The sequence below is a fragment of the Turicibacter faecis genome (assembly GCF_037076425.1).
Taxonomy (GTDB): domain Bacteria; phylum Bacillota_I; class Bacilli_A; order MOL361; family Turicibacteraceae; genus Turicibacter; species Turicibacter faecis.
In genome coordinates this window covers 964,526-987,653 of the sequence record NZ_AP028127.1, presented here as the reverse complement: position 1 = coordinate 987,653, position 23,128 = coordinate 964,526, and the positions used below count along the sequence as shown (strand labels likewise).

The following is a 23,128-nucleotide window of genomic DNA, read 5'->3' as shown; positions in this document are numbered from 1 at the left end:
AAATATAGCGCCATTCGTTCTATAAAACCTCTAATGAATAAGGGGAGCCTTTCACCTGAGTCATCAAAAACTTTACGATTTTTGGCGATCTTCGTAACGTTCTTGTAAATACAGTGCAATCGCATCATCATCGTGGTGACGAATAACACCCGTTGCAACTTTTTTAATTTCGTCAACCGCATTTTCAGGTGCATACGCCTCGTCGGCTAACTCAAACATCGGGAGGTCATTTAGATTATCACCAAATCCAATGACTTTCTCAAAGTCAGCATATTTCATTAACGCCTTAATTCCATTTGCCTTTGAAGCATTGGTACTATAAAGCTCCATATACCCGTATCCTTCTTCACGCGTACGATAGTAGGTCGCTCTGATTCCGTCGATGGATTGGACACGGCGATAGGCTTCCTCAATGATTTCTAATCGATCAAAAACAAGCATATTTACGATTTTATTCGTTTGAATGACCTCTTCGAACGAATGAACTTGTTTAAATGTTTTTAATTTCGCATCTTTACGTTGATGATAAAATGTTTGTGCTGCAATGTTTGGAAGTTGACGATAAAAAACGGATAATTGATCCTCACAAATTCCGTAAATCATCGGTTCTAAGTGACATTGATCAAAGATCGTGATCGCTTCCTTAACTGCTTGTTTATCCATATCAACAATTTCAAGGTATTTTCTATTTTTTAAATCATAAATTCCTACGCCGTTCATAATCGCAATCGGCATATTAATTTCTAATCCTTCAAGTAAATCAATCACCGTCGCATGCGTACGTGCGGTTGCAACCGTAAACTTTACCCCTTTTTTCATTAAGTCATTAATGATTTCACGACTTTTTGATGAGACTTGACTCGATTTGTTTAATAATGTCCCATCTAAATCCGAAACAAATAACTCCATGTCCTCACCCTTCCTTCATGTTGTTAATTTTAATTATACTAAAAAAGCTATCAGACACCAAGAAAAATCCTCTTATTTTATGACAAGTTTCTGATACCTCGTGCGACAATAGGCCTTATCACCTTCTATGTTAACATCTAATCATTTCTCACCTAACGTGTATAGGCGTCCTAAAAACAAACCTTACCTCGTTCAAACGTTTATAAAAAGACCCCTGTTGGGGCCTTTTCGTCTTAATGAGATTTTTTAGTTTCCTGATTGACGGCTCCCATTTTATTGGTTGAAGCCCATTCGTTACTAAATTCGGTTTTCATTTGATGGTCATCTGTATTTCCAACGGCAGACGCTCCACACCATTGATTATTTGCTTCCGATTTTTTAGCTTTTTTTCCTTTTTCATGGCATTTTCCATTACATTTACAACTCATCAAATACCGCCTCACTTTCTTGTCGAATTCTGACTTTAGTAGTGTGCGATATTTCATCGAAACTATGCATGATACCTTTAGATAAATGAGTTAAGCATAATACCCATGAATTTTAATGTAGCTATGCACGCCATCTTTTTGAGAGAGTGGAAAGTCTTTCAAATCATACGAGTGTTGACAGATTAAGTAATCTGTTAACTCACCGTCCACATCGAAAACTTTTGAAGTCACAATCATCGTGTGGGTAAGGACACCATTAATGCGCTTTTGCACAAGGTCCCCAAGTTCTAACTCCTCATAACGACAAAACGTGGCATAAACACCATAGTTTTTCGTTCCCTGTTTATTATTGCCAATCAAATAAGTTTCAAATGGTTTAGCTGACGTCCAGGAAGGTGTCCGCTTTGCATCACTATACCAATACCATTTCTTAGTCGAATCACTTCCTGATTCATCAAACGGGATTTCTCCTGCCCGTAAGCACTGTGAAATAAAATTCGTACAATCCCCACCGTAATTTTCATAATCGTGATAAACACTATTACGATCAAGCGCCCACTTTCTAGCATAATCAATAGCCTTTTGTCGGTTGTAACGTTTTAGTTGCATGCCTTACTCCTCCCCTCTTTATACCTTATTCCACTCCTGTAGAATTAAAACAAAAAAACCGATGATTTTTCGCAACAATCCCGATACGTTAGTTAAAAATTCTAACCTATTGGGTTTACCACGTGTTTCAATCGGTTTTTTTATTATCCTATCTTCATTTGCATTCTATATCTTTTTTCTTCCGCATCATTTGCCCATACAAAGTGACCCGCTTTTATTTCCTTCCATTTCGGTAAATCCTCTGAATAATCATGTTCTTCCCCTGTATAGACCACTAATTTTTTATTTTTTTCAAGGCGTGGGTCTGGAATCGGAATCGCTGAAAGTAATGATTTCGTATACGGATGAAGCGGATTTAAAAATAATTCTTCTGCTTCTGCCAACTCCACAATTTTACCTTTATGAATCACAGCAATCCGATCGGAAATGAAACGCACAACCGATAAATCATGCGCAATAAATAAATAAGTTAACTCTTTTTCTTGTTGGAGCTTCTTTAACAGATTTAAAACTTGCGCGCGGATGGAAACATCAAGTGCGGAAATCGGTTCATCAGCTACAATAAACTCAGGTTCCATCACCATCGCACGGGCAATTCCAATCCGTTGGCGTTGTCCTCCCGAAAACTCGTGAGGATATCTCGTTAAATGTTCAGGCAAGAGACCAACAGACAATAGCGCCTCACGAACTTTTTGTTGACGCTCTGTTTCATTTTTATAAAGACGAAAATTTCGCAACCCTTCAGATACAATATAATCAATAGTCGCTCGTTCATTCAAAGAAGCAGCGGGATCTTGAAAAATCATTTGCATTTTTTTGATGAGTTCTTTATGAAGACGCGCCCCCACCTTTTGATTAATCTTTTTTCCTTTAAAGAAAATATCCCCTTTCGATGTCTCATGAATACGCATTAAAGCCCGACCAATGGTCGTTTTTCCTGAACCGGATTCCCCAACAAGCGAAAATGTCTCTCCTTTATAAATATCAAAATTCACATTTGATACAGCGACGTACTCATCAAATTTAATTTCAAGATCGCGGATTGAAACTAAAACTTCTTTCTTCTCTGTTCCCACTAACATTTCCTCCTTGATAAATCATTACCATCTTCTGATGAAGCCCTTCAATCGCTTTTGGGCGTTTAAAAAATGGAACTCGCGGATCACATAGCCACGTTTTTGCATAATGAGTCGGTGTAATTTCAAAAAAAGGCGGCTCTTCTTCAAAATCAATACGCATCGCATACTGATTACGTGGAGCAAATGCATCCCCGACAATGTCATGATATAAAGAAGGCGGTGTCCCATGAAGCGAAAATAAACGTTCTCCCTTTTGACCTAATTGTGGAAGCGAAGAAAGCAACGCCCACGTATACGGATGAGCCGATTCATAGAAAATCTCCTCTACCTCTCCGTACTCTACAATTTGTCCTGCATACATAACAGCTACCCGATCAGCCACATTGGCCACTACCCCTAAATCATGCGTAATATAAATGGTGGTAAACCCTTCCTCTTGTTGTAATTGTTTAATTAAATTTAAAATTTGGGCTTGCACGGTCACATCTAAAGCCGTTGTTGGTTCATCACAAATTAAAATTTGTGGACGGCAAGCTAACGCAATCGCGATCACAATCCGCTGGCGCATTCCGCCTGAATACTCATGAGGATACGCATCAAATCGCTCGGCAGCTTCTGAGATTCCGACACGTTCCATTAGCTCAATCGCCAACTGTTTCGCCCACTTTCGTGAACAACGTTGATGCTTCATCATCACCTCTACAATTTGCGATCCAATCGTACGAACCGGATTAAGTGAGGTCATCGGATCCTGAAAAACGGTCGCAATCTTAGCCCCGCGAATCGACTCCCATTCCCGCGGTTTTTTCTTTTGAGCAAGCTCCTCACCGAAAAAACGAATACTTCCACCGCTAACCGTCCCGTTAGATTCCAACATTCCTGTTAGCGACTTCATTAACACAGACTTTCCAGATCCAGATTCCCCAACAATTGCAAGTGTTTCCCCGCGATACAAATCAAATGAAATGCGGCGAATAGCTTTAAGTTGGCGGTCTCGCACTTTAAAGGTGACCTCTAAATCTCGAATGGATAAAATAGTGTCCCTACCTTTCATAACTCATCCCCCTTATCGATGTGTCCTTGGATCTGAAGCGTCTGCTAATGTTTGACCAATGACATATAAAGAAATCGTCACTAACGCCAATGTTAAAACAGGAGCCCAAAATAAGTGGGGATATCCATTAAAATAATTGGCATATTGGTTAATCATTCTTCCAAGAGACGGAACAGCCACGTTCAAACCAATTCCTAAAAATGATAACGTGACTTCTGTTGAAATAGCCGCTGGAATTTCTAGAGATACATTCGTCATAATAACGGATAGCAAGTATGGCAAAATATTACGACTAACTAAACGCAACATCGGTGTCCCAAGACAAGATGAAGCGAGATTATATTCGCGATCACGAATAATCATCACTTGTGTTCGAATAAAATAAGCCGTCGATAACCAGCCCGTCAAACACATGGCTAAAATTAATTGCCAAAATCCCCTTCCAAACGTATACAAAAGAACAGTGACAATTAAAATATAAGGAACACTTGAAATAATATTAAAGACCTCAATCATCACTTTATCAATGGCCTTTGAAAATCCCCAGACGGCCCCTACAACAACGCCAATCGATGTATTAATACAAGCAACAATAAATCCAACTAATAACGAGGTTCTAGTCCCCGCCCAAACAACATCCCAAACTGAGTTTCCAACCCCATCTGTTCCATAAGGATATTGTAATGAAATCCCTCGAAATCTCATTTCTGGACGATTAATATTAGGGGAATTCATCGGATCATAGCCTGATAATTCTGGTTGAATTAAGGCAACAAGTATAATAACGACCATCAGTAATAACAAAATAACCGTGCTCTTCTTTTTAAAAAATTGCTTTGAAACAGACTGCCAATATGAATAAGATGGGGCCTCAATCTCTTCAGCTACCCGTGCATCTACTGCGACAAATTCAAAACGTGAATCTTGCACCGTTAATTCCCTCCCTTATCTTCAAGACGTATCCGTGGATCAATTTTAGTCAATAACCAGTCCCCTAAAAATGTCGATAGAATACTTAAAGTTGTAAAAATAAACGTTAGCCCTACCACCATCGAATTATTATAAATCGAGATAGAATCGGGTAAAATTTTACCCATTCCTGGAATTCCATAAACCCCTTCGGTAATTAAGGCGCCAGAAATACAAAAAATGATGGCTGCAGGGATTCCATGAACCATAGGAATGATCGCATTTCTAAAAATGTGTTTTGAAAAAATTTCGCGCTCTGAAAGTCCCTTTGCACGTGCAAATTTGACATAATCCATCTGGCTTTGGTCAATCATATAGCGGCGCATCCACATCATGCGGCTAGCTGTAGCACCTAAAGTTAACGACAAAATAGGTAAAATGTAGGACCTTGGATCTTCTGCCCCTAACATCGGGAACATCGAAGGTAAGCCAAAATATTTTCCACCGATAAAGCGAATAAAAACAATATAAGCAAGACCAGGAATGGCATTCATGAAGATGATATACCACTGCCCCAAACGATCTCCCCACCGACCTTGATGGCGCGCCATATAAACCCCAAGCGGCAAGCCAATCACATAAGTCAACACAAGCGAGATAAATCCCATAATAAACGAAATCTTCATCATGGATGGATCCGTTCGAATGGCATCGCAATCTGCATAATGATCACTGAAGTTCTTCTTCTCTAGGGCATCCAACGTTTCCTTATATCGACACGTGTAATAATTAATCGAACTAGCTTCTTGGCCATTAATAGGTTCTTTAAGCTCCTGTTTCACCTTTTCTCCCTGAGAACTCGTAATGACCTCTAATACTTCCTGTCCACTATACGTTGGATAAGAAACTCCTAAATTTAGTTTGACTATATTTTGATGGATAAACGGAAACTTTTGATCAAAATATATTAAGTATTTATTTTCGCACCCCGAACACATCAATGCCAGACGATCATTAAAATCTTTTCCAACATAAATTTGGCGTTTTAGGATCGCCTCTTCACTTTTTACCCGATTAGGCGAATCAATTTGAATTAAGTTGGCCCACCAATTAAGTGCACGTTTTAACGGTGAAATCTCTTCAAATGAATAAGCCTGTCCGGATTCTTCAAAAAAGGATACTTCCCATCCTTCCTCTTGTTTAGAAGATACAAACTCTTTTGTTTCACTTGAGTCCGGTAATAAACAACGAACATACTCTCCATTCGCGTCGCCGTAAAGTCCTCTACAATAATCTTGAATCGTCTCATACTTCAAGTAACCCAACTTTTCCCATTGAATATATTTATAATTCAAGTAATCATCCGGTCTTTTTTGCAACTTTTCTATATTTACATCTGAAAAAAAGACTCGATCACGAGGGACTACCGAATAAACAAGCGTAAAAACAATCGTCATAACAATAAAAATCGACAACAATGATCTTAAAAATCTTTTAATTAAATATCGTCTCACTCAGCTTTCTCCCCCTTCACCTTTTATTTAAACTGAGTCATCCAGCTTGATGATCATCACCCTTTACCCAGTTATCATCCTGCCAAGCTCTCATTGACGGATGTTTGAAAGGCCCTAAAAAACCGACCCCTACCTGTAGCTATTCCCCCGTTCAACCCCTTTTCTACTTATAATTTTTTTATTATTTTATACCAAATACGATAGCATTTTTTCATATTTTTTGTTAAACCTTTCGTCAAAATTCATGTTTCCCCATTCCTAGCTCTTAACATCTATGGACAAATAAAAAAGGACAACCGTTACAATGAACGGAATTCTGTCCTTTATTTTTTCATTCAACAGACGTTACTTCGTTTTTTGTTGATTCATTAGCATCTTTTCTCCGACTTCTACTAATCGTTTCGTAATCATTCCGCCAGCTTTAGCTGATAAAAAGGCATGTTGTGCCTCTTGATCTAAACATGATTCTTTTGAGGCAAACTCAGACGCAAACTCAACATCAGAAAATTGATTTCCACCTTTTAACCCTTGATGACTACAATGTTTCATGAATAATCACCTCCAACAGTTATTAATATACCCAAAACAAAAAAACTCATGTTAAAAATCCATTTAACACGAGTTTATTTTCCCCTATCCATCTCTTTTAAAGTTTTTATTTCTTTTTCTAATTGTTCTAAACGTGACATTAGTAATTCAACCGTTTCCTGTAAGCGCACAAGATGTTCAATGTCTGGTGTTGAACCTGAGTCAGTCGACGCTCTTGAAGATTTAGGCAATACGTCATCTTCAGATGAAGCCCCTTGATTGGAGGAAGTCTGATTAGAACTTCCCTGTTTATTTTGACAATGAGGATTATCTACATTAAAACTATCTGGTGTAAAATATCGCCCGGGTCCTTGCTGATAATATTGCTGCTGCGCATTATACGTTTCAATCGCTTGTCCAACAAGTTGTAACCAGTTGCCCACGGCATTTTGTACATTAAATGGTAACTCATTTGAAAGAACGTTACCCAGCAACTCACCGACCACGATGAACAACTCGGGATTCACGTTTTGAAAATCCATAGTATCACCACATTTTTCAAGTAATCTGATCTCTCACCTTAATCTATGATTAAACGTTCCTTCATATGACTAAATGTACTCTTTTTATTTACTTCCATCTAATTGAGCGAGAATACGTGTAAATTTCACTAAATCCTTTTCTGATTGAACCTCTTTCCCTGACTGATAAAATTTCACCTTTGGATCACTTGATTCTATTGCTTTTTCTTCTCGCATTAATTGTTCTAAACGTGAAACTGTCCCCGAACTTCCGTCAACGATATGAACCGTCGATTCAAACAATTTTTCAAACTGAGCACGAAAAAGTGGAAAGTGAGTACATCCCAAAACAACGGCTCCATACTGGTTCACCGCCAACGGACTTAAACATTTTTCTAAATACGGAAGCACTGTTCGATCTGAAAAATCTAGCGCCTCGGCAAAACGAACCAAATCGGGTAATGGAAGTAAGTCCGTTTGATGTTTCCCATCAATTCGCTGAATCAGTTCATGCATCTTTTCTTCTTTCAATGTCAACGGTGTTGCAGTGACTAAGACCCGCTTCGAACCGTCACTCACACACTCTATGGCTGGTTTTACCGCCGGTTCCATCCCAATGATAGGAATATCATACTTCTCACGAAGCGTTGTAATAGCGATACTTGTCGCTGTATTACAAGCAATAACGATCATTTGTGCTCCTTGTTGAACTAAAAAGTCAACGGCCTCTAACACATACATTAACACTTCTTCTTTAGGTCTTTTCCCATAAGGTGCATGTTCAGTATCTGCATAATATAGATATTCATGATGAGGAAGGCGTTTTAAAGCTTCGCTTAAAACAGTTAACCCTCCAATACCTGAATCAAAAAATCCAATTTTCATGTTAACCTCTCCTACACTTTAGGCATCTAAAATTTTATTTAGCTTCTATGTTGTTTTATGTGCATTATATCACGAAAAAACCTTCCTTGACTACCTCCCCACGACGACTCATCCTTAAAACTTTATTCTTAATTAACACTTTTTATCCCCCCCATATTAATATATAGAATAAAGAGCTTTTAATGCCGCGCCATCAAATTCATACGCCTTCAACATTTTAAAAAATTCTATTCTAGCTTTCTATAACAAAAGGAAGGGGACGATTCCCCTTCCTTTTGTTATAGAAGTAACCGGTTACCTCAAGAATAAAAAATCGGTAACCGGTTACTCAGTGGCATTAAAAAATAATTAACATCTCTCAGTTAATTCTTTTATCAAAATTTGTTGGCTTCCTTGTTTAACGTTATTTTCTAAAATCGTCCATCCTTGCTCCCGGTAATAATCACCCGAATTCGCTAATAAATATACATTAGAATATCCCTGCAATTGGGCGTAATGAAGGACGTGATTAATTAATAACTGCCCATAGTTATTTTCGCGATCATTTATTTTCATGTACACTGAACTCACCCAAGGACCTTCAATTGTATCCGTTAACGGAGCATTTTCAATAAAATCACAATAACCAATGATTTGATCATCCTGAATTAAAACAAAAAAACTTTCTAATCGATCTTCAGAGTATTTAACACCGTTTTCCTTCAGATAAACATCCGAGGAATTACTATTTTGTTTCCAAGTCTCCTCAATAAATGGAATAGCCGATTCCTTCACAGCAGAATCTTTTTTAACCTTTACAACTTTTAACATACGTTCTCCCCCTATAAAACTATAGCCATTACTTATTATTTTTTCTTAATGTTCGCCAATCTAAATCACCCTGATCAAGTGCTCTAATAAAGATCTCTGCCGATGCTAAATTTGTTGCAATAGGAACAGCATGGACATCGCATAAACGAATTAATGCTAAAATATCCGTCTCATGAGGTTGTGGCGTTAAAGGATCTCTCAAAAAGATGACTAAATCAATCTCCTCTGTGACAATCATCGCCCCAATTTGCTGGTCACCTCCAAGCGGACCTGAAGCTAATTTATTTACTTTTAGTGACGTTCCCTCTTCAATACGCTTTCCCGTCGTTCCTGTTGTATACAATCCATATTTTTCTAAAATAGATTCATATGCAAAACAAAAATTCACCATTTGATCCTTCATTCGGTCATGTGCGATTAATGCAACATTTAAATTCAAACCATTCACCCTCATTTCATGATTCTAGTTAGGCATAATCCTATCCTATCACCTTTATTTTTAAAATTCCATTTATTTCAATCTAAAAAAATCAACACAGTTAGATATTTTATGAGCTTTCATTACAATAAAAAAGAGAAGTAGATAAAGTTTGTTTTTACTTTATCTACCATTTTATAGGGGGGGAACTCTTTTTTAAGACGATCTACATCTTCTATACGGCTAAATCCCATTTATTAATGGTTAATTTAACTTCTTTATCACTTGCAAATTCCACTTGTGTTGATGTTAAATCCGCATATACAGTTGATGTCATCGTATGCGCCCCTTGTTGCGCAAACAACTCAACTGAATAAGTATCCATTAAGATACGGAGTGATAATTTTCCATCTTTTAATGGAACAGGCATTTCACGATAATTAAGTCCCTCAATGCCACTTCCGCTTTGACGACGATCAAAACTTAGCACCTCACGATCAACATCGTAAGCGATTGTTGTCTCTTGATTTTCGCCCTTCATCACTTTTATTTCAAAACGTTGAGCATCGTTTAACTCTACTGTCAAGTCCATATCGATATGACGCCCCTCTACGCCTGCTAACTGTTGAACACCTGTCACTAACAAGTCCTCAAAACGAACTAAATTAGTACGATAGTTTTCGATTTCACGAACAGGCCACTGATATAAAATATCATCTTTTACCGTTAATTCACGCGGAAGCGTCATCGATGACACCCAACCTTGCTTATCAGTTGGCATATTGCGATGCCAAGATTGCATCCAAGCAATCATTAAACGGCGCCCATCCAAACTTTCTGTTGTTTGAGGTGCATAAAAATCTAATCCATAATCAAGTTCTTCCATCTTACGGAAATCATAATGTGCGGAATCATAGTCTAAATGTCCTAAACAATAAACCGTTGTATTCGTATTTTTATGTCTAAACTCATCTTCAGGTACCCCTTGTGGCGACATAATTAAGACGTCTTCTCCATCTAAGTGGAAGAAGTCTGGACACTCCCACATGTAACCAAACTCATGATTACTTTCTCCGACTAAACCAACATATGTCCAGTGAATTAAATCCTCTGACTTATATAGTAAAACACGAGCACTATTTTCATCACTCTTGCTTCCTAAGATACAATAGTATGTCTCTCCCTTTTTCCAAACTTTTGGATCACGGAAGTCTGTTAAACTAGAATGCGGAGGCATTTCCTCTGTTTTAATGATTGGGTTTTGAATATATTTTTGATAATTTACCCCATCCCCAACTGCTAAACATTGAACCTGTCTAACATACGATTCATCTTCTGGATTAGGATTAGTGTGTCCGGTATACATTAATACATGTTTTCCATCCACCTCGAACGCACTTCCTGAGAAACATCCTCCTGTTTCATAAGATTGATCTGGCGCTAAAGCAACCGGAAGGTATTCCCACTTGATTAAATCTTTACTCTTCACATGCCCCCAATGCATCGGCCCCCACTTAACATCGTAAGGAAAGTATTGATAAAACAGGTGATACTCCCCATCATAAACTGAAAATCCGTTAGGATCATTCATCCACCCAACTTCCGGCATATGATGAAATCTATTTCTATCCTTTAAAGAAATAATCTCGTCTTTTTTCTTTTCCACATATTCACGTGCCTGCTGTAACGGTTCACTTGTTCCCTGAATAAACAATTCTTTTTCCATTAACACGAAGCCTTCACTCCTTCTATTTCCCATTTCTTTAAGAACACTCTTTTTTAAAAGCGTTTTACTTATGATTCTATTTTATAATAACTTTATTTTTTTATCAACCTTTTTTATTAAAATTTTACTATATTTTAAACAAAAAAAGGAACCTTCCTTTTAAGATTCCCTCTCATAAATCATTACAATAAATTCATAAGTCGAAACAATAAATCTACCTATCTCTACAAAACCTACCTTTAAATACATTTTAATTGCCCGTTGATTAAACGAGGCTACAGTTAACCGAAATTTACTAAAACCAAATTGATGTTTTGCGTAGTCCATTCCTATTAAAAAAAAGCGAGCCCCGTAACCTTTACCACACAGCAGGGGATTCATCCCCAACCCAATATCTAAATAATCCTGATCCCGATAAAACCCTTGCTCTACTCCTAAAGAAACTTGTGCAGCCGTTCCGTAACAAAAAAAACCTATTAACTCACCTTCTTCACCAATTACACAATAATACTGATCTTTTAACAACACGTGAAAATCTGAGTTTGTTTGTTCAAAATCATACCAACTATAAGGAGGAGCGTAATGCCATACCAATATTTTTAACGCATCTATCTCGCTCATCCGCCTCACTTTTACTTTCATTTTATCCCCCCATTATACAAAAAATCCAACGACGATCGGAAACCTCGTTGGATTATATGCCACAAAGGGCTAAAGCATTAATTCAATATTATAGATGATATAAATTTAGATATTTTTCACGCAAATAATCTAAGAAATACTTAGGATTAAGCGGCTCTTTGGTCACATGTTCAACCAATTGTCCAGGGGTATACACCTTTCCATACGAATGAACATTTTGCTTCAACCATTCAAAAACAATTGATAAATTCCCTGATTCTATCTCATCCTTAAGTTGTGGAAGTTCCTTTTTCATCTGATGATAAAACTGAGCGCCGTATAGGTTTCCTAGCGCATAGCTTGGAAAGTAACCGATCATCCCTTCAGCCCAATGGACATCTTGCATTAATCCCTCTGCATCGTTTTTCGGCTCCACGCCTAAGTACTCTTTATACTTTTGATTCCAAATCATTGGAAGTTCGTCAATGCCAACCTCTCCACTCACCATTAATTTTTCAATTTCATAGCGAATAATAATGTGTAACGAGTAGGTTATCTCATCTGCCTCCGTCCGAATAAGCGAAGGAGATACCTCATTTATCATTTGGTAGAACTCCTCTAAAGAAACCGACTGATAAGACGGCATAAACTCTTGTAATTTTGGAAAATAAGCTCTCCAAAATGGTAAACTTCTCCCAATTATATTTTCGTAAAAACGCGATTGAGATTCGTGAAGTCCCATCGATGGCGCTTCATTCACCCCATATTCTGCCCAATCATGAGGCATATTTTGATCATAAATAGCATGCCCGCCTTCATGAATCGTGCTAAACAACGCACCTTCAATTGAATTTTCATAATAATGTGTGGTAATCCTTATATCTTTGGGCCCTAAAAAAGCTGTAAAAGGATGCTCTGTTTCATCAAGTCGCCCTGCTTCATGGATGCGATATCCCATTTGGTTGAGTATATATAACGCCAACTGAGATTGCGATTCTTTTGAAAATGGCCCTTTAGGCCGACGGAATGACAGTTGCTTTGCCTCCTTTAACTCCGCTAAAAGTTTAACAAGCCCCTCTTTAAGGTCAGCAAAAATCTCGTCCAACTCCTCTACTGTCATCCCTTTTTCAAAGTTATCTAAAAAGGCGTTATAGATATGCCCCTCGTACCCCACGCATACTGCTTGCTGTTTTAACAAATCAATAACACGCGCAAGATGGGGTTTAAAAAGTTCATAATCACCTTTTTCTTTCGCCCTTTTCCAAGATTTATTACTTATCGCTGTCGCCATCGATAATTCCTTTTGCAGGGATTCCGGTATTTTTTTATTTTTATAATAAATATTATAAAACTCTTCAATCAAGCGTTGCTCATACAGATTAAATTTATCCTCTTCACTCAATAAGACACCCAGAGCTTGCTCAATTCTATAATCCGTTGTTAACTGATGATAGTTAGACGATAAGTACCCAATCACTTCACTTCGATAATCGATTGCTTCCTCAGGAGCCATTACCTCAGTATCCCACGACACAACACTTAACGTCGAATTCATATAATTCATGAGTTTTCTTTGTTCCTTTAAAAACCTCAATGCTTTTTCTCTATCCAAGATCATTCCCCCTCTTTTCTTCTATTTAAATATTTTACCATATTTTTCTATTTTTGGTTGGGGTTTTTTCAAATATAAAAAAGGAGGCCCTTCGGGCCTCTTAAAACAGGGGATGATTTATAAATATTGGGATGAAAAGAGAGAATATTACGAAGTTTTTTTGGGGAGAACTCCGTAACTTTTTATTAGGGTAGTGTCTTGTTCTTCAAGACATTTATTATTATAGCATATTTGTACTTCAAAATGTGTCTTTCATGTGTTCTTTGTCGCTTTTTATCAAAAAAGATTAATTCGTTATAAGAAACGATCACTCTATCCCCACATACCTATCATTAAACTTCCCATGGTAAACACAGGTCTTAGTCCCATACCAATCATTTCACATTTCAACCTAAATATTATTTTTAAAATTGGAAATTTTTCTTACCTACATAAAAAAGGAGGCTCTTACGAGCCTCTTAAAACAGGGGATGATTTATAAATATTGGGATGAAAAGAGAGAATATTACGAAGTTTTTTTGGGGAGAACTTCGTAATTCTTTAATTAGGGTAGTGTCTTGTTCTTCAAGACATTTATTATTATAACACAATCCTTTTACACAATGTGTCCTTTTTGTGTTTTTTTTGTCGTTTTTTATCACCATTATAGCTAGATTCTACAATAATGAAACAACAATATCGTCTAATCATGATCGCCTCTCTTCTTAACTTACCCATCGGTTTCATTTTTTCACACAAAAAAGGAGGCCCTTCGGGCCTCTTAAAACAGGGGATGATTTATAATATTGGGATGAAAAGAGAGAATGTTACGAAGTTTTTTGGGAGAACTTCATAACTTTTTAATTAGGGTAGTGTCTTGTTCTTCAAGACATTTATTATTATAACACAACTCTTTGATACCATGTGTCCTTTTTGTGTTTTTTCGCCCTTTTTCAATCTTCTCTACAAAAAAAGGAGACTCCTATGAGCCTCTTAAAACAGGGGATGATTTATACTATCAGGATGAAAAGAGAAAATATTATGAAGTTGTTTAGGGAGAACTTCATAACTTCTTAAATTAGGATAGTATCTTATCTTTCAAGACATTCACTATTATGCCATACTCTCTATCTATTGTTGTGTCTTTTTCGTGTTTTATTCTACCAATTAAAAAGGAGGCCCTAAGGCCTCTTAAAACAGGGGATGATTTATAAATATTGGGATGAAAAGAGAGAATATTACGAAGTTTTTTTGGGGAGAACTTCGTAATTTTTAAATTAGGGTAGTGTCTTGTTCTTCAAGACATTTATTATTATAGCATATTTACATTTCAAAATGTGTCTTTTTTGTGTTTTTTCTCTTTTATTGTCGATAAACGTTGAGAGTAAATAAGCAGCCTTGTTATGATAAAGTTCCACACACGAACTCCTTCTTTACTATCTCAAGCATGATAAAAAAAGGAGGCTCTTACGAGCCTCTTAAAACAGGGGATGATTTATAAATATTGGGATGAAAAGAGAGAATATTACGAAGTTTTTTTGGGGAGAACTTCGTAATTTTTTAATTAGGGTAGTGTCTTGTTCTTCAAGACATTTATTATTATAGCATATTTGCACTTTGAAATGTGTTTTTTTGTGTTTTTTGTTTTATACTGTCGAATAGTTAGGGCTAAATAACCGCAGGCGTCTAGTTAATACAGGCTAACGGCTCTTCCTTTCCTCGAAAGATGTTTAATTCTTAAGATGATCCTTTATCTTCTACCGCATTATTGCCATATAAAAACTTGTGTCTCTTCCCCCCCTCAGTTTTAACAAATAAAAAAAGAAATCAAATAAGATTTCTTTTTGGGGATGCTTTATAAATATTGGGATGAAAAGAGAGAATATTATAAAGTTTTTTTTGGGGAGAACTTTATAATATTTTTGTTGGGGTAGTGTCCTGTTCTTCAAGACAATTTCTATTATGGCACACTTGTTTAAATAAGATGTGTTCTTTCCGTGTCAAAATTGGATATTAACTTTTTCTATCCATTACCTCTTTGCAAACAAATATCTGCTACTAATGGATAATGATCCGATGGAAATCTTCCATTTTGATTATCTTTGATAATCTGTGTTCGCTCAACTTCATACTCAGGGGAAACAAAGATGTAATCTAAATGCATTCCACGCTCACGATCTTTAAACCGTCCCATTGTTGCCTGATGATAAATTTTCGGATCTTTTTCCTGCACAGCAACCAATTGTTGCGTATTGTATTTTTCACCAAAGATTGTTTGAATGACACGGTGATGGGGATTTGCATTAAAGTCTCCCATAAGAATCACGGGTAGTTTTTCTAAAGCATGCTGCTTTTCAATATAGCGCATAATTTTTTTCAACCCATACTGTCTTGCAGGAGATAGATAACAATCTAAATGTGTATTATACACCCTCACTACTTCTCCCGTGCTTAATTTGATTTTTGCTGTTGTACAAATTCGCGGAAAAATAGAATACCATACGGAACTTCCAACTTTCTGAGGATTTCTAGATAACCAAAATGTCTCCTGGCTTAAAATCGTATGCTTGGTTGAGACAAGGATATTATTATGCTCAATAAAGAATCGTTTACTCCTTGGCCTTCCGATAATCTGATATCCTTTCAAATTTTTTTCTAGGTCTGCCCGCATCTTGACGGTTACTTCTTGAAGACCAATAATGTCACAACTATATTTTTCTAAAATATCACACACAATCTCCTTCCGATGACGCCAACGATTTTTACCATCTAAAACTGAATCAGAACGGAGATTAAATGTCATAATTTTCACCTATTACTCCTCCTTTCGATCCTTTACTCTTCATTCATGAGAATATTTATTTACTTTATAAAATTTATTCTACCGTTTTATTTCTTTACCACTCCTACTTTCCAACATCTCTTAAATAAAACTATCCTCATCTGAAGTATATTCCTTAACTATTCTTTTCATTTGTGTGGTTGCTATTCCAAAAAAAGTTACCTCGCGGTAACTTTTTAAATAAAAAATATGTATAGGAAATGAGCAACCATTCCAGCAACGATTCCTCCAATTGTATGGGCCATAATTGCCTTACTACTTAATTGTCTTACCCCAAGTGCATCCATCATTCCAACATGGGTACTTAAATATCCACTCCAACACATTCCCATCGCAGTAAATACTGCAATATCATTAGGCGTTACAATATTTTCAGTAATAAATTGTGGAATTAGCGACATCGCTGCTCCGACAGCCCCTAGGGAAGTGACAGGTACCGCAATAGCTTGCGCATTAGTAAATCCAAATAATGGGTTTAACAAAAACATGAGCTTTTCACCTATGGCTGGAAGAAGAGCTACCCCCTCATAAGCGACCCCTAAATAAACAGACTCTCCTGTCAGCGGATCCGTTGAGGGACCAAATGTTAACAACATAACAAGTGTACAAATAATCAAAACTCCAGGAATGATTGACATTCCCATTTCGACCCCGTTCTTTCCTCCTTCAAGCATGGCATCAAGAATACGTTGGAACAGGTTTCCTTCACGAATCTCACGATAGTCTTCAACAACAATCACCTCATCTTGTTGAAAATCTTCAATTCCTTGATTCGCATAATATTTTTTTGTGTAGGAAAGCATGAGGCGAACACTGACGATACTCCCAACAATGGCTCCAACATTCCCAAGTAACGCTGGCACAATGTAATCTGGGCCCAATGCCACCATAAAAGTTGTAACAATTAACCCCATCCCAAACGCTGTTCCTAAATTACAAAGAACTGGAATTTCATGTTTTTTAAAAAAACGTTGAAATTCTTTATCTTTTGCAAACGCAATAATAGCGGGATTATCCGATAAATAAGTAGCAATCGCTCCTATAATACTTGCTCCTGGTAATCCGTAAAGCGGGCGAATAACCTTAGATAATAATTTATTGATTAAAGCAATGACTCCAAACTCCGATAATAGCGCACTAAGCGCCCCAGCTAACACGGCCAATGCCATAATTAAAAACACAGTTTGTAGTAATAGGTCATGGGCCGTCTTCATAATAACACTAAACATGATTCCAACACCCATTTGACTGGCGATATATCCAAAGATGCCAAGGGTTACTCCCAAAAAGATAAAGGTTTCTAAACTAACAGAGCGTACCCGTTTCCGTGATTGGTTCATTTTTCCATCTCCTATCTTAGTTATTTACATCATTTTAGGCGTTTCCCTACTAATCTTTGCGTGGATCAATCCTTTATCCTAAATTTATTTTTCAAGTAGGAAATTTCATTTCAAAAAACGGAACCACTGTTTACATATACTCTAGTAACTAAACGACGAAATGATGGGATGTTTCCAATCAGATTATAGTCAGTCTAAATGCTTTTCTCCCATCAAATGATTAGAAATTAGATTTAGTCTAACTGATTGATATTACTCTTATTATATTAAAAACTCTTCTGACAATCAACGACAATACTCTATGTTTTTTACCATCGCCTATCATCTCTCGCCTAATTCTAAGTGAAATTTCATTTCTTCCCCCAAAAAGTTATCTCTCTTATTTACTATTATTTTGAATTTTATCGTAAAAATCCCCTGTAAACGGACATACTAATAAAAACTAGTTTTTTAGGAGGCTATTATGAACGTTAAACAAATGATACCTATTAGCTTAGTTGGGGGATTAGTAGTCGTCAGCGGAATCTTCCTAAGCTTTACCCAACACCAACCCGAACAGATTCAAACATCTGCTATTAAACTCGATTTAGCTCGAACAACAGCAACACCTGTTTCCAAATTACTAGAGGCAGATTCGCCTACCCTTGCTAATGCCACTTCTCAACTAACCATGCTTCATGAAGAACGTAGCATGTTAGAGTCCGAGATTCAAAGTCTACAAACAAATATTAAAGAATTACGAACCCAACGTAATATTCTTGCCGAAGAAACAGGACCTTATACTGAGACTCTTTCTAAACAAATTCTCACACCTTTAACTAACCTTAAAGAAAAGCTATCTAAACATATGTCTTCACAGGACACCTCTTCGCTTTATGAAACCTCTTTAAAAATAATGACGGAAGCCGTACACACGGTTGAGCAATACCTTCATAACCCAAATGAAACTGATTATACGAAAGTCATTCAAACAACCTTCAAAGCAATTGATAAACAACTCACTAAACACCCTGTTAACTCAGCCTTTAATGTTGCTACGGAGTTTTTAACATCAGGATACACCAAGACGATGATTCTTTTAGATTTACACGAAACGCAAGAACTGTTGCAAGCGTTTGAAGCAAATTATATTGCGGTTGAGAATGATGAAACATCTCAATTCAAACGCAGTAAACAACAACAACTTGCAACAGAGGAGGATTTAAAATTTAAAGAACTTCAATTAGATGAACTAGCCCTTCGCCTAAGTGGAATTCTCGATGAAATTGAACAGGTTTCACAATAAAAAAAATGAAGGAGAACCCCCTTAAAATAGAATTCTCCTTCATTTTTAATTTAAACACGTCTCATTTTCCTTGCCTAAATCCACTGTCTTTACCCTTTTCCCTAAAACCAAATGGTGTTTTAAACTATCCTTATATCGACGCGCTAAACTTAAATTCAAATCGAGATAGCTACTCCGCCTCATTAGTTCTACCATTTTCCCTGAAATTGTTTCTTCCGGGTAGCGTAACTGATTTACCTTTTGATCCATCATTGCTTCCTGATAAAGTCCAAATGTATCATTAATTTGTTTCATTTTATTCAATATTTCTAATGCCCATTCAGTCATTAAAACCTCTTCATCCCTTCGCTTAAGTCGAAGTGAAGAACAACGTCCTTCTCTTGCTATTTGCTCTGCATTGAAGTTAGCTTCCTGTTGCCAGTTTTCCACCTCGACCTCCTCACTCTCCAATAAAAATAAGATAAACAAATGAATAAATTGTAAATCCGTCTTAGAAATTCCTAGTGGTTCAAATGGATTAAGATCGATTGAGCGTATTTCAAGATAGGAAATCCCCTCCTGTTTTAATGAATCCATAAAACGTTGAGGATTCCGTGCCTTTAAACGAATCGGACTATAAAACTCCTTGTAACTGAACAGTGTCTGTTTATCAATATACGTCTGTAAAGAGCGAACGTAACTTTTTACATCCTTGTAATCAACATAAATTGGGACTTTATTTTGATACCCATCTGAGCTATTTCTAAAGGAAATTGCTCCCTCATACGAAAAACTATCTCTCGCGATTTGTTTTAGCGGAGCTTTACATTCACTTAAATAACTTGTATCGATGACCGGAGAAGCCCCTAAAAAATAAATAAGCAACCAGCGGTATCGCAAATATTGACGGACAATTTTAAGATATACTTGATCTTTAAATAATTGATAAGATTGGCTAGCTCCTCTTTCTAAAAATAATTTTTTCAGCAATGTTTCACTAAATGAGAAATTGTAATGGATCCCAGAAATCAATTGTTTTTTAGCCCCATACTTATCTAATAATAATTTTCGGTACGCCATGAGCGCCCTTCCTTCCTCATCACTAGTAAAGTGGGCAATTGCAACTACTTGTTTCTCCTCTAACAAACAGGGCATCGATTGCGGCCATAAATATTCCTTCCTTTGTAGCCCCTTTATTGTCTGATGGTAAAGAGAAGCTAAGGAGCGATGCACCTGATTAATCGTCTGACAAACAGGGGTAATCATTTCAATTTGACTCTCGGAAAAGTCGGTTGTAATAAACGGATTTTTCAACTTATCACCGAACACTTCTGGGTGCGGGGTATCTGCGAGTTTCCCCTCTTGTGTCACGCGCAGTCCCTCTCGTTCAATTCCAAAATTTCCGTGGTATAAATCTTCAACGGTTAGTTTTTCTTTCAATTCCAATAACATTCCCTTTTTACCTCCTCTCCCAAATCGTCCATTCCTTTTCAATACGACTTGTACGAGACGATCACTTTAAATCTCCTCACATCTCTATTTAATGATTCGTCATCCAATCCGAATGGATTAAACAACTCAGTCTGTTTAATAAAATATATGGTTCCTTCGGTTGGTGTACATACAAATTCTAAATTATCTTTTCATAGAAAACCTTTAAGTCTTGCTAAATATAGATGACGAAGCCCTACTAAGTGACAGGCTTAGATGCTTTCCCCACTTATATGAAAAGGGGTGTCCTTCTAAAAAGATTGAACCATTTATACCTTATGATTCCTCCTTGGTATTTATACCAAATCACACTTATCTCCACCCCCATCATAGCACATTTTAATAAAACTTTCTCGCCTAATACACCTGATCTTTTGAATAGGAGATGTGGATTCACCCAACTTGTTTTTACTTTTTTCTTTATGGTATAATAAATTTAAAAAATTAAATTTAGGAGTCTACCTCATGACAATATCCCAGATCTTATCTTATTTTAATGAGTATGGGCCTCTGCTTATTTTTGTGATTATGTTTTTAGAGGCCTTAAACCTTACCGGAATTCCCTCATATCTTATTTTAGCTACGATCGGTTACTTGACAAAGCAAAGTTCATTTCATCTTCTTACCATCTTTTTTACAACCTTTATTGGCAGTCTTTGCGGATGTCTTCTATATTATCTGATTGCTCTAAAATTTGGTCGCCCCATGTACAATTATTTCTATTATAAATTTCCACCCACTCAGAAGGGATTAGACAAAGCGAAGGAGTTGAGTGAGCGCTATGGGGCCATCACTTGTTTAATTGGTCGAACAATTCCAACCGTACGCACATTTATCTCACTCATGGCAGGTGTCTTTCAGGTCCCTTTTCAATCATACCTGTGGTTCTCGATGGGGGGCATTGCGATTTGGAATTCACTTCTCCTTCTCCTCGGATACATTTTCGCCTGCTCTTTATAAAAAAACCTCAAACGAATAGGAACCTTTAACGATATAATTTTTAATCTAACCCTTATGGTTCACTATTAAGCTGAGGTTTTTTTATTTTACAGACAGACACTTTACTTTAACAATCTCTTTTTTAGTCGTTTTTGTTTTCTTCTACGTCCAATAAACGTTAACATCTTGTAACAAATTCTTAACCTTCCCCTTACTACCTCCAATTTGTCCCCAATCTCTACCTTTAATCGATCAGGCACTGCTCTTAACTGTTCAACTTTTCCTTGAATCTCTCGCGTTTGACGCTCAATCTTCTTATTAGCACGATTCATTAGCCAAATCATCATTCCTGTGACCAAAAGTGCACATAAAATAGAAATAACCATTAACACATCATATAAAACCAACGACCATTACCTTCTTTCCTCTTACTTCTCTTTTTGTATTATAAACTGAATACTTGATGGGTTCAATCATTCCATTAAAAATAGAAGGTAAAGGTCAGAAATTTGTTCATCATTTTTTACTATCGCCCATTGACCTTTACCGCTGAAGAGAAACTATAGAGGTTTATCCTAATTTCACTGATTATTCATATTCTGCATATATCCATTGATTATAAAAATCAATAATCTGTTGCATTACGGCAACATCTAAATTTTTTTTCGCGTCATAAAAAACCCGTTGATACATCCTTTTTAGTGTGGGCGACATCTTCTCTTCCGCTAAATCCGCATCCACTTGTAGTTTTAACGTCTTTATAAGTCGTTGATCAAGAACGACATCATGGCCACGATTTTGATAGCGTCTGAACGTTAAATGATCATGGGCCGATAGCAACGGTTCATATTTAAAAAAGGATTGCTCATAACTTGTCACCTCATCGTCTTCGCTATGAAGAAGAAGAACATGACTATTCGTATGCATCAATACATTTAAATGGTCTTCCCGAGCATAGTTTCCATATTTTAAATACTCATAAAGTTTAATATAAGGCTTTAACCATTGAAAGTGATAAGGCATCGCATCCGTTGAAGCATAAAAGCCCGATTGTTCGACGACAGCGGTAATATCCTGATGATGATTTAAAACAGATACAACCGCATATCCACCACTTCCATGACCATATAGCATCACCGGTAAGTCACCATACCGCTTATCTTCCTTCACCTTACGAATCGCATAATCCAAATCAATAGCTGCCTGTAAGTAGCCTCCGGTACTTTCTCCTTCACTTTCATCATTCCCTGTTCCGTCGTAGGCAAAAACACGATACCCGCTATTTACCATATAATTGATTTCTGGCAAATACGCGTTATGCCCCGTTTCAATTCCTGAAGATACAATAATGGTCCCCAATGGGTTGTCATTCTCTGGACTTGTATATACATATCCTGCTAATAATTGACCGTCATTAGACTCAAAAGAAATAGGACTACGTTCTAAATTTGAAAATACTGAGAGGTCATACATTAAATATTCCGGAGTCTCATTTCTTTCCCCATATTGCCTCTCATACAAACATCCAATCACTAACAACGGAAGAAACAAACTAAGCGCTCCTCCTAAAACAATCCAACCGATCATCCTCTTCCTACTTTTCATCCTCTTCCTCCCTCAATCATGCATTATCCTATTTTTCCTTTGTTG

The 23,128-nt window shown here is 36.9% G+C and carries 22 protein-coding genes; 2 read left to right on the top strand and 20 right to left on the bottom strand.

Going from position 1 to position 23,128, the window contains the following annotated elements; all coding sequences use genetic code 11:
- Positions 1–72: 72 nt before the first annotated feature.
- From AACH31_RS04755 to AACH31_RS04675, 17 genes are all read right to left on the bottom strand, one after another.
- Positions 73–909 carry an HAD family hydrolase gene (locus AACH31_RS04755; protein WP_161831635.1) on the bottom strand — a complete coding sequence of 279 codons (837 nt, stop codon included), beginning with the start codon at positions 907–909 and terminating at the stop codon, positions 73–75.
- 233 nt (positions 910–1,142) lie between these two features.
- Positions 1,143–1,337, bottom strand: coding sequence for a hypothetical protein (locus AACH31_RS04750; RefSeq protein WP_161831636.1), 195 nt, complete (start codon positions 1,335–1,337; stop codon positions 1,143–1,145).
- Positions 1,338–1,427: 90 nt separating this feature from the next.
- Entirely contained in the window at positions 1,428–1,946 is a 519-nt protein-coding gene (locus AACH31_RS04745) for an amidase domain-containing protein (protein WP_161831637.1), read from the bottom strand.
- 143 nt (positions 1,947–2,089) lie between these two features.
- Positions 2,090–3,022 carry an ATP-binding cassette domain-containing protein gene (locus AACH31_RS04740; protein ID WP_262950623.1) on the bottom strand — a complete coding sequence of 311 codons (933 nt, stop codon included), beginning with the start codon at positions 3,020–3,022 and terminating at the stop codon, positions 2,090–2,092.
- A complete protein-coding gene (locus AACH31_RS04735; RefSeq protein ID WP_338617969.1) occupies positions 2,976–4,079 on the bottom strand; it encodes an ABC transporter ATP-binding protein in 1,104 nt (367 codons plus the stop codon). The genes AACH31_RS04740 and AACH31_RS04735 overlap by 47 nt, the downstream gene beginning before the upstream one ends.
- A gap of 12 nt (positions 4,080–4,091) precedes the next feature.
- Entirely contained in the window at positions 4,092–5,009 is a 918-nt protein-coding gene (locus tag AACH31_RS04730; RefSeq protein ID WP_338617968.1) for an ABC transporter permease, read from the bottom strand.
- 2 nt (positions 5,010–5,011) lie between these two features.
- Entirely contained in the window at positions 5,012–6,502 is a 1,491-nt protein-coding gene (locus AACH31_RS04725) for an ABC transporter permease (RefSeq protein ID WP_338617966.1), read from the bottom strand.
- A gap of 345 nt (positions 6,503–6,847) precedes the next feature.
- The gene (locus AACH31_RS04720; protein WP_161831642.1) at positions 6,848–7,051 is read right to left on the bottom strand and encodes a spore protein A; all 204 of its coding nucleotides are present in this window, start codon (positions 7,049–7,051) and stop codon (positions 6,848–6,850) included.
- 74 nt (positions 7,052–7,125) lie between these two features.
- Positions 7,126–7,572: a hypothetical protein gene (locus AACH31_RS04715; RefSeq protein ID WP_161831643.1), complete on the bottom strand. Its 447-nt coding sequence runs from the start codon at positions 7,570–7,572 to the stop codon at positions 7,126–7,128.
- A gap of 84 nt (positions 7,573–7,656) precedes the next feature.
- Positions 7,657–8,436 (bottom strand): glutamate racemase, encoded by a 780-nt coding sequence (murI, locus tag AACH31_RS04710; protein WP_161831644.1) that lies wholly within the window; start codon positions 8,434–8,436, stop codon positions 7,657–7,659.
- A gap of 348 nt (positions 8,437–8,784) precedes the next feature.
- Entirely contained in the window at positions 8,785–9,246 is a 462-nt protein-coding gene (locus AACH31_RS04705; RefSeq protein ID WP_161831645.1) for a GNAT family N-acetyltransferase, read from the bottom strand.
- Positions 9,247–9,274: 28 nt separating this feature from the next.
- The gene (locus tag AACH31_RS04700) at positions 9,275–9,685 is read right to left on the bottom strand and encodes a methylglyoxal synthase (protein ID WP_349769631.1); all 411 of its coding nucleotides are present in this window, start codon (positions 9,683–9,685) and stop codon (positions 9,275–9,277) included.
- Positions 9,686–9,899: 214 nt separating this feature from the next.
- Entirely contained in the window at positions 9,900–11,390 is a 1,491-nt protein-coding gene (locus tag AACH31_RS04695) for a glycoside hydrolase family 32 protein (RefSeq protein WP_237658904.1), read from the bottom strand.
- Positions 11,391–11,549: 159 nt separating this feature from the next.
- Complete coding sequence (locus tag AACH31_RS04690; RefSeq protein ID WP_161831648.1) at positions 11,550–12,032, bottom strand: GNAT family N-acetyltransferase; 483 nt, start codon at positions 12,030–12,032, stop codon at positions 11,550–11,552.
- A gap of 88 nt (positions 12,033–12,120) precedes the next feature.
- A complete protein-coding gene (locus AACH31_RS04685; protein ID WP_338617964.1) occupies positions 12,121–13,629 on the bottom strand; it encodes a carboxypeptidase M32 in 1,509 nt (502 codons plus the stop codon).
- Positions 13,630–15,625: 1,996 nt separating this feature from the next.
- On the bottom strand, positions 15,626–16,405 hold the full coding sequence (locus AACH31_RS04680) for an endonuclease/exonuclease/phosphatase family protein (protein WP_202618729.1): 780 nt from the start codon (positions 16,403–16,405) through the stop codon (positions 15,626–15,628).
- Positions 16,406–16,620: 215 nt separating this feature from the next.
- Positions 16,621–17,784 carry a CD0519/CD1768 family membrane protein gene (locus AACH31_RS04675; RefSeq protein ID WP_262953610.1) on the bottom strand — a complete coding sequence of 388 codons (1,164 nt, stop codon included), beginning with the start codon at positions 17,782–17,784 and terminating at the stop codon, positions 16,621–16,623.
- A gap of 463 nt (positions 17,785–18,247) precedes the next feature.
- Here AACH31_RS04675 and AACH31_RS04670 point away from each other — a divergent pair, with 463 nt between their 5' ends.
- On the top strand, positions 18,248–19,069 hold the full coding sequence (locus AACH31_RS04670; RefSeq protein ID WP_262953611.1) for a hypothetical protein: 822 nt from the start codon (positions 18,248–18,250) through the stop codon (positions 19,067–19,069).
- Positions 19,070–19,114: 45 nt separating this feature from the next.
- Here the strand turns inward: AACH31_RS04670 and gshAB are convergent, their stop codons facing one another.
- The gene (gene gshAB / locus AACH31_RS04665) at positions 19,115–20,500 is read right to left on the bottom strand and encodes a bifunctional glutamate--cysteine ligase GshA/glutathione synthetase GshB (RefSeq protein ID WP_262950629.1); all 1,386 of its coding nucleotides are present in this window, start codon (positions 20,498–20,500) and stop codon (positions 19,115–19,117) included.
- A gap of 504 nt (positions 20,501–21,004) precedes the next feature.
- On the opposite strand from gshAB, the gene AACH31_RS04660 reads away from it, so the two are divergent.
- Positions 21,005–21,499, top strand: a complete 495-nt coding sequence (locus AACH31_RS04660) for a DedA family protein (RefSeq protein WP_161831654.1) — start codon at positions 21,005–21,007, stop codon at positions 21,497–21,499.
- Positions 21,500–21,600: 101 nt separating this feature from the next.
- On the opposite strand, the gene AACH31_RS04655 is transcribed toward AACH31_RS04660, so the two are convergent.
- Both AACH31_RS04655 and AACH31_RS04650 read right to left on the bottom strand, forming a co-directional pair.
- Complete coding sequence (locus AACH31_RS04655; RefSeq protein ID WP_161831655.1) at positions 21,601–21,885, bottom strand: hypothetical protein; 285 nt, start codon at positions 21,883–21,885, stop codon at positions 21,601–21,603.
- Between the two features lie 181 nt (positions 21,886–22,066).
- Complete coding sequence (locus tag AACH31_RS04650; protein WP_161831656.1) at positions 22,067–23,083, bottom strand: alpha/beta hydrolase family protein; 1,017 nt, start codon at positions 23,081–23,083, stop codon at positions 22,067–22,069.
- Between the last annotated feature and the right edge of the window lie 45 nt (positions 23,084–23,128).